This window comes from Nocardia sp. NPDC059764, from assembly GCF_042732555.1.
GTDB lineage: Bacteria > Actinomycetota > Actinomycetes > Mycobacteriales > Mycobacteriaceae > Nocardia.
This window is the reverse complement of sequence record NZ_JBHWHH010000175.1, coordinates 1-15081: the sequence shown is the minus strand read 5'-3', so window position 1 is coordinate 15081 and position 15081 is coordinate 1. Positions and strand designations below refer to the sequence as shown.

Below are 15081 nucleotides of genomic sequence, written 5' to 3'. Positions count from 1 at the left end.
GGCGCCACTCGGGGTGGTTGGGTCAGCCGCGGATCTTGGCGGCGACGGTGGCTACGGCGGTGTCGGCGGGGAGTTCCTCGGCGGTGCCGGCGAAGCGGTCGCGGAGTTCGATCTTGCCTTCGGCCCAGCCACGGCCGACCACGACGATGTAGGGCATGCCGAGGAGTTCGGCGTCCTTGAACTTCACGCCGGGGGACGCGGTGCGGTCGTCGAGGAGGACCTCGAAGCCGAGGGAATCCAGTTCGGCGGCAACCTGTTCGGCGCCCGCGCGGGCCGCGTCGTCCTTGTTGGCGATGACGACGTGGACGTCGAACGGGGCGACCTCGCGGGGCCAGCGCAGACCCTTGTCGTCGTGCTTCTGCTCGGCGAGCACCGCGACCATGCGGGAGACGCCGACACCGTAGGAGCCCATGGTGAGGCGGACGGGCTTGCCGTTCTCGCCCAGGACATCCACCTGGAAGGCGTCGGTGTACTTCTGGCCCAGCTGGAAGATGTGGCCGATCTCGATGCCGCGGGCGGCCTCGAGCACGCCGCGGCCGTCGGGCGACGGGTCGCCGTCACGGACCTCGGCGGCCTCGATGGTGCCGTCGGCGGTGAAGTCACGACCGGCCACCAGGCCCACATAGTGCTTGCCGGGCTCGTCGGCGCCGGTGATCCAGCTGGTGCCGGACACCACGCGCGGGTCGACCAGGTAGCGGATGCCGTTGTCGAGCAGGGCCTTCGGGCCGATGTAGCCCTTCACCAGGAACGGGTTGGCCTTGAAGTCGGCCTCGTCGAGCAGCTCCACCGCGGCCGGCTCGACCGACGCCTCCAAGCGCTTCTCGTCGACCTCACGGTCACCGGGGACGCCGACACCCAGCAGCTCGGTCTTGCCGTCGGGGTAGACCAGCTTGACCATGACGTTCTTGAGGGTGTCGGCGGCGGTGACCTCACGGCCCAGCACCTTGTCGATGCCCGCGCCGTTCGCCCAGTCCACCAGGGTGGCGATGGTCGGGGTGTCGGGGGTGTCGTGGACGGCGGCCTCGGCCTGGCCCTCGATGGCGATCGCGGGCGGCGCGGCGGTGACCACGGCCTCCACGTTCGCGGCATACCCGGACTCGCGGCAGATGACGTAGGTGTCCTCACCGACCGGGCTGTCGGCCAGGAACTCCTCCGACGCCGAACCGCCCATGGCGCCCGAGGTGGCGGCCACGATCACGTACTTCACGCCGAGGCGGTCGAAGATCTTCTGGTAGGCCTCGCGGTGGGCGTTGTAGCTGTTCTTCAGCCCGTCCTCGTCGAGGTCGAAGGAGTACGAGTCCTTCATGATGAACTCGCGCCCACGCAGGATGCCCGCGCGCGGACGGCCTTCGTCCCGGTACTTGGTCTGGATCTGATACAGCGTGACCGGCAGATCCTTGTACGAGTTGTACTCACCCTTCACGGTGAGCGCGAACAGCTCCTCGTGGGTGGGGCCGAGCAGGTAGTCCTGACCCTTGCGGTCCTTGAGCCGGAACAGGCCGTCGCCGTACTCGGTCCAGCGGTTGGTGGTCTCGTACGGCTCGCGCGGCAGCAGAGCCGGCAGCGAGATCTCCTGCGCGCCGATGGCGTTCATCTCCGCCCGGACCACGTCCTCGACCTTGCGCAGCGTGCGCAGGCCGAGCGGCAGCCACGAGTAGACGCCGGGCGCGATGCGACGCACGTATCCGGCACGCACCAGCAGCTTGTGGCTGGGCACCTCGGCGTCGGCGGGATCGTCGCGCAGGGTGCGCAGGAACAGGTGGGAGAGGCGGGTGATCACGGATGAACACAGTAGCCGCTGCTAGCGAACAGTTCCCAAGGCATTACCGTGTTGGCTCGTGCTGGTGCTGCTGCCTCCCTCAGAAACCAAGTCCGACGGTGGTTCGGGCGGTCCCCTGGACCTGGATTCCCTCGCGATGCCGCAGCTCACGACGGTGCGCGACAAACTGGTCACCGAAGTGATCGGATTGGCCGCCGACGCCGACGCCTCCCGGGCCGCGCTCGGGCTGGGCAAGGGGGCTGACGCGGAGATCGCCCGCAATGCCGCCCTGCGCACCTCCGCCACCCGCCCGGCCCTGGACCGGTACACCGGCGTCCTCTACGACGCGCTGGACGCCGCGGGCTTCACGAAGGCGCAGCGCGCCAAGGCCGAAGCCCGCCTGGGCATCGGCTCGGCGCTGTTCGGCGTGGTGCGCGCCGGCGACCCGATCCCCGCCTACCGGCTCTCCGGCGGCTCCAAACTGCCCGGACTGCCGACGCTGCAATCGCTGTGGAAGGCGGTGCTGCCGGAGGCGTTGCGCGCCGAGGCCGCCGGACAGCTGGTCGTGGACCTGCGCTCGGGCACCTACCAGAACCTGGGCCGCATCCCCGGCGCGGTCACCGCCACCGTCCTCACCGAACGCCCCGACGGCTCCCGAACCGTCGTGAGCCACTTCAACAAACACCACAAGGGCCTGCTGGCCCGCGCCCTGGTGCTGACCCGCACCGAACCGTCCACCATCGACGCCCTGGCCAAGGTCGCCGAGAAGGCCGGGCTGCGCACCGAGATCGCGTCCCCGACCGAGCTGCTCATCATCACCAACTGACCCGCGCCTCGATAGAGTGGCCGGGTGGAACCCAACGAGCTCTCCCCCGAGGTCCTCGAACTCGCGAGCAAGATCTTCGACCTCGCCCGCACCGGCGACGCCGCCACCCTGGCCGCCTACCTCGACGCCGGCGTCCCGGTGAACCTCACCAACGACAATGGCGACACCCTGCTCATGCTCGCCGCCTACTACTCCCACCCCGACGCGGTCACCGCCCTCCTGGACCGCAAGGCCGACCCCAACTTCGGCAACGACAAGGGCCAAACCCCGCTCTCCGCAGCGGTTTTCAAGGGCTCCGACGAGATCGTCAACGCCCTGCTCGCCGCCGGAGCCGACCCGAACGCGGGCAGCCCGTCCGCCCGCGACGCCGCCGAGATGTTCGGCCAGACCAAGTACCTGAAGCTGTTCGACGCCTGAGTTCGACGCCCCGCGCCCACCGGATCGACACCACATCCCCACGATTCCGACGGCATGATCCCGGCACCCGCCGCCGATAATGTCGATCCGGTGATACGCAGCGGCAGAACCGATTTCGAACAATCCGCCGAACCACCCGAGGATGACGACCCGGCCGACACGCCCTCGCGGATCGGCGACGTCCTGGCGGTAGCGCTCGGCATGCTGATCGGCCTGCTCGCCTTCCTGGCCCTGCTCATCGCGTACTACTACGCCATAGACAAGGCGTTCAGTTCCGAGTAGGCCACCGGGCTCTACGAGACGACGGTGACCTGGGTTTCCGCGCTGCGATGAATTCGGGCGGGCGGCGGCGTCCACAGAGGGGAATGTGAACCGAGCTGGGAGGTATCCCGAGTGTCGAAGACGTCTTCTCGTGGCGAGTTGTGGGCGATGGTGCGAGCCGAGCGCGAGGCGCTGGCCGAGGAGCTCGCGGGGTTGAGCTCCGCACAGTGGGGTGAGCGGTCGCTGTGTGGGGATTGGACGGTGGAGGAGGTTGTCGCGCATCTGACCGCCGGGGCCAGCACCGGGCGATTGCGGTGGATGATCAGCGTGCTGCGGAACCGGTTCGACTTCGGCAGACACAATGACCGGCAGCTCGCGGCGCATCGCGGGAACACGCCCGAGGAGACGCTGGAGCGGTTTCGGGCGATCGCGGACAGCACGGTCGCGCCGTCGGGGCATACGGCGGCATGGCTCGGGGAGGTGGTCGTGCATGGACAGGACATCCGGCGGCCGTTGGGGCTGACGCGTCAACCGGCGATCGAGGCGGTGACCGAGGTGGCTCGGTTCTTCGCGAGCCGGGACTTCACTGTCGCGGGGCGCAGTGCGATCGAGGGACTGCGGTTGGAGGCCAGTGATGGCCCGTTCGCCGTGGGAGCTGGGCCGGTGATCGGGGGGACGACGCTCGCGTTGACCATGGCGATGGCGGGGCGAGCGGTCTATTGCGATGAGCTCGCGGGGCCGGGGGTGGACGTACTGCGCGGTCGGATCTGAATCGAGGCCAATCGCGGTTCGGCGACCGCATCATCGTGCTGCGGACCCGTCGCGGCCGACTTCGAGCAGTGGAACATCCTGCGCAAACTGGCCGCGACGGCGGGACGGAGCCTGTGACCTACGGCGCGGAGTGACCCGGCAGCACGCAGACCGCGTCCAGGCCGAGCACGTGGTTGAGGCGGCCGAAGGCCAGCCAGGAGCCCAGGCACATGGACAGTTCCACGATCTCGGCGTCGGTGTAGTGCTTCTTCATGCGCTCGAAGAACTCGTCGTCGAGCGCATGGTGGTCGAGGGTGTAGACCTCGGCGTATTCGGCGGCCAGGCGGACGCGGTCGTCGAAGTTCTCGGTGGTGCGCCAGTTGGTGACGTCGTCGGCGAAGGACTCCTCGACCTTCTCGCCATTGCGGTCGGTGCGCCAGTCCAGGCAGAACAGGCAGCCGTTGATCTGGGCGATGCGCAGCCGCGCGGCCTCGAACTCGCGCAGGCCCAGGGTGCTGTGCGAGTACACGGCGAGGGAGAAGTTGGAGGCCGCCACACCGATGCCGGGGACCATCTCGCCCCAGACGTAGCCGATGGGGTCCTTGCCCTCGGGAATGTCGATGATCATGCGGGCTCCTTTGAAAGTTGCTGTCTTCCGAGAGTGCCGAACGGCAGGGGCACGTCGAGTGCGTCGTACAAACCGGGTTCCGCGGTGGCCAGCCACGGGAGCGCGTTCACCAATCTGCCCACCGCGGTGGCGTTTCCGCCCGCGGAGTGATTGCCGCCCTCGTCGGTGGCCTGCACGGTGATCTCGATGCGGGGACGGCCCTCGATGATGACGCGATGCGCGCCCGCGCCGCTGGGCGGCTGCGGCCAGTCGGCCGCGCAACCGGCGTGGATCCGGGTGACATGTTCGATGACGATGCGCGGGCTACCGTCGACGATGCCCTGCACCTCGAAGCGCACCGCGCCCTGGGTGCCCGCCTCGAACTTGCCCATCAGCTCGGTCTCCACGGTCTCCGCGAGGGGACGGCGCTCCACCACCTCGCGAATGTCGGTGAGCGCCACGCCGAGTCCGCGCGCGATGAGCCGAATCTGCCCGCCCCACACCATGGTCGGGATGGTCGGGGCCAGCATGGGCGGCTGATAGTCCATGGGCTGACCCATGCCGACCAGGTAGCGCACCGAATCGGGCTGGTCGTAGGTGGTGTAGTCGAAGATCTCCTGGCAGCGCAGCACGTCCACGGTGCTGCCCAGACCGCTCATCAGCAGCGGCAGGATGTCGTTGCCCCAACCCGGGTCGATGCCCGAGACGAACAGCGCGCCACCGCCTTCCGTGGCGGCGGCGGTGACCCGGTCGCGCAGTTCGGCGGGGGCGCTGCGGTGGTCGTAGAGCGCGTAGAGGGCGGGGGTGACCACGACGGCCCCGGCCCGCAGGGCGCGTTCGATATCGGCGACGGCGTCGTCGGGGCGGATGTCACCGGAGGCGGCGTACACCACGGCCCGCGGGCCCGCGGCCAGCGCGGCGTCGATGTCGTCGACGGCCGCGACCCCCAGGTCGACGTCCAATCCGGCGAGCGCGCCGGCGTCGCGGCCGACCTTGTCCGGATTGTGGACCAGAACGCCGGTCAGCTCCAGTTCGGGATGCGCCGCGACGGCCCGGATGGCCGCACGGCCGACATTGCCCGTTCCCCAGACCAGGGTGGAAATCATGTCCGAAACGTAGCAAACGCTTGGTAGGTCGGTGTCCGATTCGGCTACATTGCGGTATGGATTTCGCAGCACTCGAATCGATTCGCGCACTCAAGTACCGCTACCTCCGCACCCTCGACCTCAAGCAGTGGGACGAGTTCGCGGACACGCTGTGCGCCGACATCGTCGGCTCCTACGGTTCGCCCTCGGGCGGCCTGCCCGCGCAGTTCACCAGCCGCGACCAGATCGTCGACTACATGCGGGGCGCGCTCAGCGGCAACATCATCACCGTGCACGTCGCCAACCACCCGGAGATCACCGTGGACGGCGACACCGCCTCGGGCAGTTGGTGCCTGGAGGACACGGTCATCGCCGCCGACTACGGCCTGCTGATCCGCGGCGCGGCCTACTACCACGACACCTACCGCCGCGAGGACGGCGTGTGGCGCATCGCCAGCACCGGCTACCAGCGCATCTACGAGTCCAAGATGTCGACCGCCGAACTGCCCGGCTACGCCCTCACCGCCAACCGCTGGGCTCCCGCCGACGAGTCGCGCTAGCGGCCCCGCGCCGGATGCCGGTCATCCCAGGGTGATCGCATCCAATCGGGTGCGCAGGAATTCGGCGGAGACCACCGGCGCGAGGCCCGTGACGCTGCCGATGGGCGGCCCGAGCGGGGTCACCCGGGCGTCGTGGTCGAGTTCGTAGAAGTAGATCAGGGAGACCAGGTCCTCCTCGGGAGCGACGGCCTGCGGCGGCAGCACGCGGTGCCGGCCAGCGGGCCAGCGGTGGCCGCTCCAATAGGCCAGCAGGTCACCGATGTTCACGGTGAGCGCGGCGGGGTCGTAGGGTGCGTCGGCCCAGCCGCCGTCGTCGGTGTACACCTGCAGCCCGCCCGCGCCGGGCTCGCGGTCCAGGACGGTGACGGTGCCGAAGTCGGTGTGCGGGCCGATGCGGTACTGGCCGGGTTCGGGCGGGCCGATCTCGGTCAACGGCGGGTAGTGGTTGATATTGCAGGTCCAGGTGGGCCGGGCGGTCAGGCGCTCGAAAGGGTTGTGCCGCAGGCCGAGTGCCGCGGCGAACAAGGCCAGCAGTTCATCGGAGAGGACGCGCACCGCGGCGGTGTAGGCGAGCAGCAGCTCCCGCAGTTCGATCACTTCCTCCGGCCACACATTGTCGAGGAACCAGACCCGGTCCACGCGCGGATCGCCGGTGCGGGTGTCCGCGCCGACGGCGAAGGTCTCCTTCAGATCCGGCGGCGTCTCGGTGCCCTCGGAGTAGCCGTTGGCCTCGAGTCCCGGACCGATCCAGCCGCGGCCGCCGACCGACACCGCGTAGCGCTGTTTCACCGCGGGCGGCAGCGCGAAGAAGCGGCGGGCCGCCGCCCGCAGCTCGCCCGGAAGCCCTTGCGGCACACCGTGCCCGTGCACCAGCAGGAATCCGGCGCGCCGCAGGCCCGCGTCCACCTCGCGCAGCACCTCCGCCGCGGCTTCGCCGCCCGCCCGCCAGCGGTCCAGGTCGATGGTCGCGATGGGCGTCATCGCGGCACTCCGATGTCCTCGTTCCAGAGGTCGGGGCGTTCGGCGATGAAGCGCGTCATCATGTCCACGCAGGCCGGATCGTCGAGCACGGTGACCGAAACCCCGTGGGCGGCAAGCCAATCGTGGCCGCCGGTGAAGGTCCGCGACTCCCCCACGATGACCGCGCCGATGCCGAACTGGCGGACCAGGCCGCTGCAGTACCAGCACGGGGACAGCGTGGTGACCATGATGGTGTCGCGGTAGTCGCGGCGGCGACCGGCCTTGCGGAAGGCGTCGGTCTCGGCGTGCACGCTCGGATCGTCGTCCTGGACGCGGCGGTTGTGGCCACGGCCGAGCAGCGTGCCGGTGCTGTCGAAAAGGGCCGCCCCGATCGGGATTCCACCCTCCAGCAGGCCGAGTCGCGCCTCGTCGTAGGCGGTGGCCAGCAGATCCTGCGCGTTGATCATGCCGACCATGCTGCCACCGCCCACACCGGGGATCCGAGCGCCCGCGCTCAGCGCTCGTGCGATTCCTCGAGCACCGTCCGGCCCAGCAGCGCGTATCGCGCGGGGTCGGTGCGCCGCAGATAGGCGGCGTAGCCGAGGCCCGCGAGGGCGACCGCGGCGACCAGGTACGGCGTCGCCTTCAGGATCATCGATCCGGCTTCGGCCCCGGCCGCGGTGTCCATATTGAGAACCAGCAGCAGCACCACGCCGATCATGGCCACGCCGCCGACGAGCGGGGCCACCAGCGTGCGGAACCAGTGCCGGCTCTCGGGGTGGTTGGTCCGGAAGTAGGCGATCACCGCGAACGAGCAGGTGGCCTGGACGATCAGGATCGCCATCGTGCCCAGTACCGCGAGCAGGGTGTACAGGCCCGCGTACGGATCCTTGCCGGCGAGCCCGAACGCCAGCACCAGCAGCGCCGCCACGACGGTCTGCACCACACCCGCGACGTGCGGCGAACCGTGCTCCGGATGGGCCTTGCCGATGGTGCGCCGCAGCGCCGGCACCACACCTTCGCGACCGAGCGCGAACAGGTAGCGGGCGGCGCAGTTGTGGAAGGCCATGCCGCAGGCGAGCGAACCGGTGACCATCAGCCACTGCATGACGTCGACCGCCCAGTGCCCGACGTAGCGCTCGGTAGGCGCGAAGAACACGTTCATCGGATTGTCGGACGCGGCCAGTTCCAGGGCCTTGTCGCCACCGCTGCCGGAGATCGCCATCCAGGACACGAAGAGGTAGAAGACGCCGACACCGAGCACCGCGATCATGGTGGCGCGCGGGATGATTCGCTTCGGATCCTTGGATTCCTCGCCGTACATGGCGGTCGACTCGAACCCGACCCACGACCAGAAGGCGAAGAACAGTCCCAGTCCCGCGGACGGGCCGTGGAAGGCGTTGACGGGGTTGATCGGCGCGAGCGAAATGCCGTCCGGTCCGCCGCCGTGCAGCAGCACGGACACGGCCATGATGAACAGCACGGTCACCTCGGTCGCCAGCAGGACGACCAGCAGTCGTTCGGCGAGGGCGACGCCGAACCAGGTGCCCACCGCGTTGATCGCCAGCATCAGAATCGCGAAAACCCACCAGGGCACATCTTTTCCGAGCTGATCGTGCACCGTGTTGTGGGCGAAGCTGGAGAAGATGCCGATCAGCGACGGCTCGAACACCATGTAGGCGAAGGCCGCCAGCAGTCCGGCCGCCAGGCCCGCGGTGCGGCCCAGCCCGAAGGAGATGAAGCCGTAGAAAGCACCGGTCGCGGTGATGTGCTTGGCCATGGTGGTGAATCCCACGGTGAACACCGCGAGCACCACCATGGCGATGAGAAACGCCGCGGGCGTGCCGATTCCGCTGCCCGCCGACATCATGAACGGCACATTGCCGGTCATGGCGGTGATGGGCGCGGCTGTCGCGACGGCCATGAACACCACGCCGACCAGACCCACCACATTGGGTTTGAGCCGCGACACCCCCGGTGCGGGTTCGCCGGACTCTCCCGAAAGCGCTACCGGTGTACTCGGTTCCATGGTGCAACTCCTCTATCTCTGGTCGATGACCTGCGAGGAATTGTGCGGACCGGAATGTTGCGCGGATATGAAACGGAGTTACCGCCACCGACCGGCGGCGTGACTCAGGTCACAACTCTTACAGTCGGGCTGAAAGACCGTCCAGCCCTTTACGAATCGTCGGCCGGGCGACGCGCATTTCGCCTCACCTGACTTCAGTTAACTGAACTCAGCCGCTAGAGTCGATCCCATGGACAACGCCTTCGCCCGCGACCTGTGGCGCGTGCTGGAACCACTGCACGCCGTCACCTACTTCTCCGCGGACTGCATCGCCGCCAACAAAGCCGTTGGCCTGCGCGGCTTCTGGATGGGCTACTTCGCCACCCGCTCCGCGCCGTTCGGCGCGGCCGGGCCCTCGGTGGTGGAGGCCACCTTCTACAACTTCCACCCCGCGATGGTCCGGCGGGCGCTGCCGGACGCCTGGGGCTTCGCCACCCCCGACGCGGTCGTCGCCACCCGCACCATCGCCGCCGCCGCGGTCCTGCGCACCATCGTCCCCGATATCGCGGCCGTCGCCGCCCGCACCGTGCCCCACCTGCAGCGGGCCATCGCCGACGCCCCGGCCGGGGGCCGCGCGCTGTTCGCCGCCAACCGCGACCTGCCCACGCCCGGCGACGCCGTGCACGCGCTCTGGCAGGCCGTCACCGCGCTGCGCGAACACCGCGGCGACGGGCATGTGGCCTGCCTGCTCGCCGAGGGCATCGACGGCTGCGAGGCGCACGTGCTGTTCTCCGCCGCCAGCGGCGTCCCGGCGCAGATCTGGCGGGACAATCGCGGCTGGAGCGAAACCGATTGGCAGGCGGCGCGCGAGCGGCTCGCCGACCGCGGCCTGCTCGACGCCGAAGGCGGCCTCACCGACGCCGGGCGCGCGCTGCGCGACCACATCGAGGCCCGCACCGACGCCCTGGCCATGACCGCCTACCGCGATGTTCCCGGCATCGTCGAGACCCTCGCGGTGCTGACGCCCGCCGCTCGCGCGGTGGCCCGCAGCGGTGAGATCCCCTACCCGAACCCGATGGGCGCCGACCCGGCCTGAGCCGGGCTCACCGGGTCTCGCCCGCCGTGGCCAGGTCGCGGATCAGCAGCGCGGCATGCAGGGAGGTCCGGGTCTCGCCGTTGTCCAGATCGACGTCGAGGATGCGCTCGATCCGCGACAACCGGTCATAGAGGGTGGGGCGACTGATGTTGAGCCGCTTCGCGAGTTCGGTCTTGTTGCCCGCCAGGTCCAGGAACTGGCGCAGGGTGCGAGTCAGGTCGGTGGCGTTGCGGATGTCGTGGCGCAGCAGGGCGCTCAGTTCGGTCTCGGCGAAACGCTGCACCCCGGGCTCGTCGCGGATGAGCGAGAGCAAGCCGCGCAGCCGGACGTCGGCGCTGCGATAGAACGGGCGCGGAGTCGAAGCATCCAGGGAGAGCGCTACTTCCGCGACATGCGCGGCCTGGGCCAGCTCGCGCGCGGTGTCGAGCAGCGAGTCCGATTCACCGCCCACGCCGATCACCGCGCGCCCCACGCCGGGCACCCGGCGGACCTCGGCGAGCATGGCCACGCAGATCGCGGTGAGCGCGGCATCGAGGTCACCGCCGCGCGGCACGCCCAGGACGAAGGTGACCCGATTGCCGTGGTCGGGCGCGGCCAGCGCGGTCGCCTTGGCCAATGCCACCCCGTGCAGCGCCGCGTCCAGCAGCGCGGCCGTACGCCGTTGCTGCGCAACCGGATCCGACTCGGTGGCCGCGGCCACCTCCAACGCCAGGGGCACATAGCGAACCCGGCGGGCCAGGCCCAGCGCGGCGGCCAGCGCTACGGCGTCGCGCTCGTCGGTGAGGCGGCCGTTGACCATGTCGTCGATGAGCCCGGTCTGCGCCTGCCGGTGCAGGCCGAACCGGTCGCGCTCGATCATGCGATGCAGGGTGAGCGTCTGGGCCGCGCGTTCCAGCACCATGCGGGCGCGAGCACTGGTCACGCGGTTCGAACGCAGGATGAGCCGGCCCCAGCGCTGGGTATGCGGGCCCACCGGAACCACATTCGGATCGGCGTCCGACAGCAGCCGGGAGGTGGCCTCCCAGCGGTCGAGCAGCGCCGAGGTGCCGGTGTGGCGCGCGGTCAGCGCCAGCACCCGATGCGCCAGATCCTCGAGCACGACCGAGGCGTCGAGCATGCCCGCGGCGGTCTTGACGATCTCGGCCAGCGACGCGCGCCGCACGCTGAGCGCGGTGAAGGTCTCGTGCACGGTGCGCGCGAACTCCAGCTCCTCGTACTGGTCGGCCACGATCACCCGGTGCACCGCCTCGGTGATCTCCACGAACCGGACCACCCGGTGCAGCGCCACCACCGGCAGACCCAGCCGGTCCGCGGTCCGGGCCACCACGGGCGTGAACTCCCGCACCGAGGTGCCCAGTTCGACCACCAGCCCCGACACCCCCGCCGCGGCCAGGGATTCCAGATAGGCCACGGTCTCGGCGTCGCTACCGGCCAGCGCCTGCCCGGTGGTGAGAATGAGTTCCCGGCCGACCAGCAGCTTCGCGACATCCGCCAGTTCGCTGACGTGCACCCATCGCACCGGCCGATCCAGCGGACCGCCGCCCACCACCTCCGGCAGCCCGGCGCGCACGACCGGCGTGGCCAGCACGTCAGCAACGGAGAGGAGCACCGACGAATCGTAATACGAAACTTGAAAACAAATACACAATGTCGGGCATCAACCGGCCGGTAATGGCGCAGAGTAGGGACGGACGAACCGCGGCCCGACCGGCGGAATCACGGAATCGAGGAGACATGCAGACCATCGCACACTGGCTCGACGGCAAGACGTTCACCGGTTCCAGCGCCGAGACCGCGCCCGTCACCAATCCGGCCACCGGCGCGGTGACCGGACAGGTCGCCCTGGCGTCGGCGGCCGACGTGCGCACGGTGGTCGACGCCGCCGTCGCGGCCTTCCCCGCCTGGCGTGACGCCTCGCTGGCCAAGCGCACCCAGGTGCTGTTCCGGTTCCGCGAACTGCTCAACGAGCGCAAGGAGGAGCTGGCCGCGATCATCACCGCCGAACACGGCAAGGTGCTCGCCGACGCCCTCGGCGAGGTGTCCCGCGGCCTGGAGGTCGTCGAATTCGCCTGCGGCATACCGCATCTGCTCAAGGGCGGCTACACCGAGAACGCGTCCACCAAGGTCGACATCTTCTCCGTGCGCCAACCGCTGGGCCCGGTGGCGATCATCTCGCCGTTCAACTTCCCGGCCATGGTGCCGATGTGGTTCTTCCCGGTCGCCCTCGGAGCGGGGAACACCGTGGTGCTCAAGCCGAGCGAGAAGGATCCCTCGGCCTCGTTGTGGATGGCCGAACTCTGGCAGGAGGCCGGGCTGCCCGACGGGGTGTTCAACGTGGTCCAGGGCGACAAGACCGCGGTCGACGAACTGCTGCGCAACCCCGCGATCAAGGCGGTGTCGTTCGTCGGGTCGACACCGATCGCCCGGTACGTCTACGAGCACGGCACCGCCGCCGGGAAACGGGTGCAGGCGCTGGGCGGGGCCAAGAACCACATGGTGGTGCTGCCCGACGCCGACCTGGACCTGGCCGCCGACGCCGCCGTGAACGCGGGCTTCGGCTCGGCCGGGGAACGCTGCATGGCGATCAGCGCGCTGGTGGCCGTCGGGGACATCGCCGACGACCTGGTGGCGCGCATCACCGAGCGCGCCGAGACCATTCGCACCGGTGACGGCACCCGCGGCACCGATATGGGCCCGCTGGTCACCGCCGCGCACCGCGACCGGGTGGCGTCCTATATCGCGGCGGGCGAATCCTCCGGCGCGACAGTGGTTCTCGATGGGCGCACCGTGGCCGCCGACGGCGGAGTGGACGGATTCTGGCTGGGCCCCACCATTCTCGACCACGTGACGCCCGAGATGAGCGTCTACACCGACGAGATCTTCGGCCCGGTCCTGTCGGTGGTCCGGGTGGACAGCTACGACGAGGCGCTGGCCCTGATCAACGCCAACCCCTACGGCAACGGCACAGCCCTGTTCACCAATGACGGCGGCGCGGCGCGGCGCTTCCACAACGAGGTCGAGGTCGGCATGGTCGGCATCAACGTCCCCATCCCGGTCCCCATGGCCTACTACAGTTTCGGCGGCTGGAAGAACTCCCTCTTCGGCGACTCGCACGCGCACGGCGCCGACGGCGTGCACTTCTTCACCCGCACCAAGGCCGTCACCACCCGCTGGCTCTATCCGAGCCACGGCGGCCTGAATCTCGGCTTCCCCCAGAACCACTGACGGCTGACACGATCGAAGGACCTGCGATGACCCTGCCCCATGGCCTGACCCCCGAGGCGGCGCGCGAACGGGCCGCCCGCGCCTACGAACTGGATCGCGAGCACGTCTTCCACTCCTGGTCAGCGCAGAAGTCGCTGAACCCCATGGTGATCACCGCGGCCCAGGGCTGCTACGTGTGGGACGGCGACGGCAACCGGCTGCTCGACTTCTCCTCGCAGATGGTGAACACCAATATCGGGCACCAGCATCCGAAGGTGGTGGCCGCCATCCAGGAGCAGGCGGCCACGCTGTGCACCATCGGACCGGCGTACGTGAACGACGCACGCTCGGAAGCCGCGCGACTCATCGCCGAACGCACCCCCGGGGAGCTGAACCGGATCTTCTTCACCAACGGCGGCGCCGATGCCGTCGAGCACGCGGTGCGCATGGCGCGCCTGCACACCGGGCGGTACAAGGTGCTCGCGCGCTACCGGTCCTACCACGGCGGCACCGAGACCGCGATCAACCTCACCGGCGACCCCCGCCGCTGGCCCAACGATCACGGCAACGCCGGCGTCGTGCACTTCTTCGGGCCGTACCTGTATCGCTCGCAGTTCCACGCCACCACCGAGGCCGAGGAGTGCGACCGCGCGCTGCGGCACCTCGAGCAGACCATCGAACTCGAGGGGCCGGGCACCATCGCGGCCGTCATCCTCGAATCGGTGCCCGGCACCGCCGGAATCATGGTTCCGCCACCGGGCTATCTGGCCGGCGTGCGGGAACTGTGCGACCGCTACGGCATCGTGTTCATCGCCGACGAGGTGATGGCGGGCTTCGGGCGCACCGGACGCTGGTTCGCCATCGACCATTTCGGCGTGGTGCCCGACCTGATCACCTTCGCCAAGGGCGTCAACTCCGGGTACGTGCCGCTGGGCGGCGTCGCCATCGCGCCGCACATCGCCGCCACCTTCGACGACCGCCCGTATCCGGGCGGGCTCACCTACTCCGGGCATCCGCTGGCCACGGCCGCCGCGGTCGCGACCATCAACGCGATGACGGAGGAACGCATCGTGGAGAACGCCGCCGACATGGGTGAGCGCGTCCTCGGCCCCGGCCTGCGCGAACTGGCCGAACGGCATCCGAGCGTCGGCGAGGTCCGGGGGCTGGGCGTGTTCTGGGCCGTCGAACTCGTCCGCGATCGCGCCACCCGCGAACCCCTCGCGCCCTACGGCGGCACCAGCCCGGCCATGGTCGAGGCCGTCGCCGCCGCCAAGGCCGCCGGACTGCTGCTGTTCGTGAACTTCAACCGCCTGCACGTGGTCCCGCCCTGCATCGTCGGCGAGGCCGAGGCCAAGGAGGGGCTCGCCATTCTCGACCAGGCACTGACCGTCGCCGACGGCCATACTGTGTGATCCCCGACGGCGGACTCAATTCTTCAGGAGCGCAGTGAATCAGCAGAACCTGCAATTCATCGGCGGCACACGGCGATCCGGGTCCGGAGCGTCGCTGTCGATCACCGCGCCGGCCCCCCGCGCCGTGATCGCGACG

At 69.6% G+C, this 15081-nt stretch carries 15 protein-coding genes; 8 read left to right on the top strand and 7 right to left on the bottom strand.

Annotated elements, in window-relative coordinates; genetic code table 11:
* Positions 1–22 precede the first annotated feature (22 nt).
* Positions 23–1780: a proline--tRNA ligase gene (locus ACFV4K_RS28960; RefSeq protein ID WP_379279188.1), complete on the bottom strand. Its 1758-nt coding sequence runs from the start codon at positions 1778–1780 to the stop codon at positions 23–25.
* A 58-nt stretch (positions 1781–1838) separates the two neighbouring features.
* On the opposite strand from ACFV4K_RS28960, the gene yaaA reads away from it, so the two are divergent.
* The 4 genes from yaaA (at position 1839) to ACFV4K_RS28940 (ending at position 4034) form a co-directional block, all read left to right on the top strand.
* Positions 1839–2585 (top strand): peroxide stress protein YaaA, encoded by a 747-nt coding sequence (gene yaaA / locus ACFV4K_RS28955; RefSeq protein ID WP_379279187.1) that lies wholly within the window; start codon positions 1839–1841, stop codon positions 2583–2585.
* Between the two features lie 24 nt (positions 2586–2609).
* Positions 2610–3002 carry an ankyrin repeat domain-containing protein gene (locus ACFV4K_RS28950; protein ID WP_379279186.1) on the top strand — a complete coding sequence of 131 codons (393 nt, stop codon included), beginning with the start codon at positions 2610–2612 and terminating at the stop codon, positions 3000–3002.
* 54 nt (positions 3003–3056) lie between these two features.
* Complete coding sequence (locus tag ACFV4K_RS28945; RefSeq protein ID WP_379279185.1) at positions 3057–3284, top strand: hypothetical protein; 228 nt, start codon at positions 3057–3059, stop codon at positions 3282–3284.
* A gap of 147 nt (positions 3285–3431) precedes the next feature.
* Complete coding sequence (locus ACFV4K_RS28940; protein ID WP_379279184.1) at positions 3432–4034, top strand: maleylpyruvate isomerase family mycothiol-dependent enzyme; 603 nt, start codon at positions 3432–3434, stop codon at positions 4032–4034.
* Positions 4035–4152: 118 nt separating this feature from the next.
* Here ACFV4K_RS28940 and ACFV4K_RS28935 read toward each other — a convergent pair whose 3' ends face one another.
* The gene (locus tag ACFV4K_RS28935; RefSeq protein WP_379279183.1) at positions 4153–4641 is read right to left on the bottom strand and encodes a carboxymuconolactone decarboxylase family protein; all 489 of its coding nucleotides are present in this window, start codon (positions 4639–4641) and stop codon (positions 4153–4155) included.
* Positions 4638–5726, bottom strand: a complete 1089-nt coding sequence (locus ACFV4K_RS28930) for a dihydrodipicolinate reductase (RefSeq protein ID WP_379279182.1) — start codon at positions 5724–5726, stop codon at positions 4638–4640. Before ACFV4K_RS28930 ends, ACFV4K_RS28935 begins: the two co-directional genes overlap by 4 nt.
* A 56-nt stretch (positions 5727–5782) precedes the next feature.
* On the opposite strand from ACFV4K_RS28930, the gene ACFV4K_RS28925 reads away from it, so the two are divergent.
* Entirely contained in the window at positions 5783–6265 is a 483-nt protein-coding gene (locus tag ACFV4K_RS28925) for a nuclear transport factor 2 family protein (protein WP_379279181.1), read from the top strand.
* A gap of 21 nt (positions 6266–6286) precedes the next feature.
* On the opposite strand, the gene ACFV4K_RS28920 is transcribed toward ACFV4K_RS28925, so the two are convergent.
* Genes ACFV4K_RS28920 through ACFV4K_RS28910 form a run of 3 tightly spaced genes read right to left on the bottom strand, consistent with a single transcriptional unit; the run spans position 6287 to position 9254 of the window.
* Positions 6287–7246, bottom strand: coding sequence for an isopenicillin N synthase family dioxygenase (locus ACFV4K_RS28920; RefSeq protein ID WP_379279180.1), 960 nt, complete (start codon positions 7244–7246; stop codon positions 6287–6289).
* Entirely contained in the window at positions 7243–7692 is a 450-nt protein-coding gene (locus ACFV4K_RS28915) for a nucleoside deaminase (RefSeq protein ID WP_379279179.1), read from the bottom strand. Before ACFV4K_RS28915 ends, ACFV4K_RS28920 begins: the two co-directional genes overlap by 4 nt.
* A 47-nt stretch (positions 7693–7739) precedes the next feature.
* Positions 7740–9254: an APC family permease gene (locus tag ACFV4K_RS28910; protein WP_379279178.1), complete on the bottom strand. Its 1515-nt coding sequence runs from the start codon at positions 9252–9254 to the stop codon at positions 7740–7742.
* A gap of 229 nt (positions 9255–9483) precedes the next feature.
* Here ACFV4K_RS28910 and ACFV4K_RS28905 point away from each other — a divergent pair, with 229 nt between their 5' ends.
* Positions 9484–10329 carry a hypothetical protein gene (locus ACFV4K_RS28905; RefSeq protein WP_379279177.1) on the top strand — a complete coding sequence of 282 codons (846 nt, stop codon included), beginning with the start codon at positions 9484–9486 and terminating at the stop codon, positions 10327–10329.
* A 7-nt stretch (positions 10330–10336) separates the two neighbouring features.
* Here the strand turns inward: ACFV4K_RS28905 and ACFV4K_RS28900 are convergent, their stop codons facing one another.
* The gene (locus ACFV4K_RS28900; protein ID WP_379279176.1) at positions 10337–11938 is read right to left on the bottom strand and encodes a PucR family transcriptional regulator; all 1602 of its coding nucleotides are present in this window, start codon (positions 11936–11938) and stop codon (positions 10337–10339) included.
* A 125-nt stretch (positions 11939–12063) separates the two neighbouring features.
* Between ACFV4K_RS28900 and ACFV4K_RS28895 the strand changes: the two genes are divergently transcribed.
* Both ACFV4K_RS28895 and ACFV4K_RS28890 read left to right on the top strand, forming a co-directional pair.
* Entirely contained in the window at positions 12064–13554 is a 1491-nt protein-coding gene (locus tag ACFV4K_RS28895; protein ID WP_379279175.1) for a CoA-acylating methylmalonate-semialdehyde dehydrogenase, read from the top strand.
* Between the two features lie 26 nt (positions 13555–13580).
* Positions 13581–14945: an aspartate aminotransferase family protein gene (locus ACFV4K_RS28890; protein ID WP_379279174.1), complete on the top strand. Its 1365-nt coding sequence runs from the start codon at positions 13581–13583 to the stop codon at positions 14943–14945.
* Positions 14946–15081 lie beyond the last annotated feature (136 nt).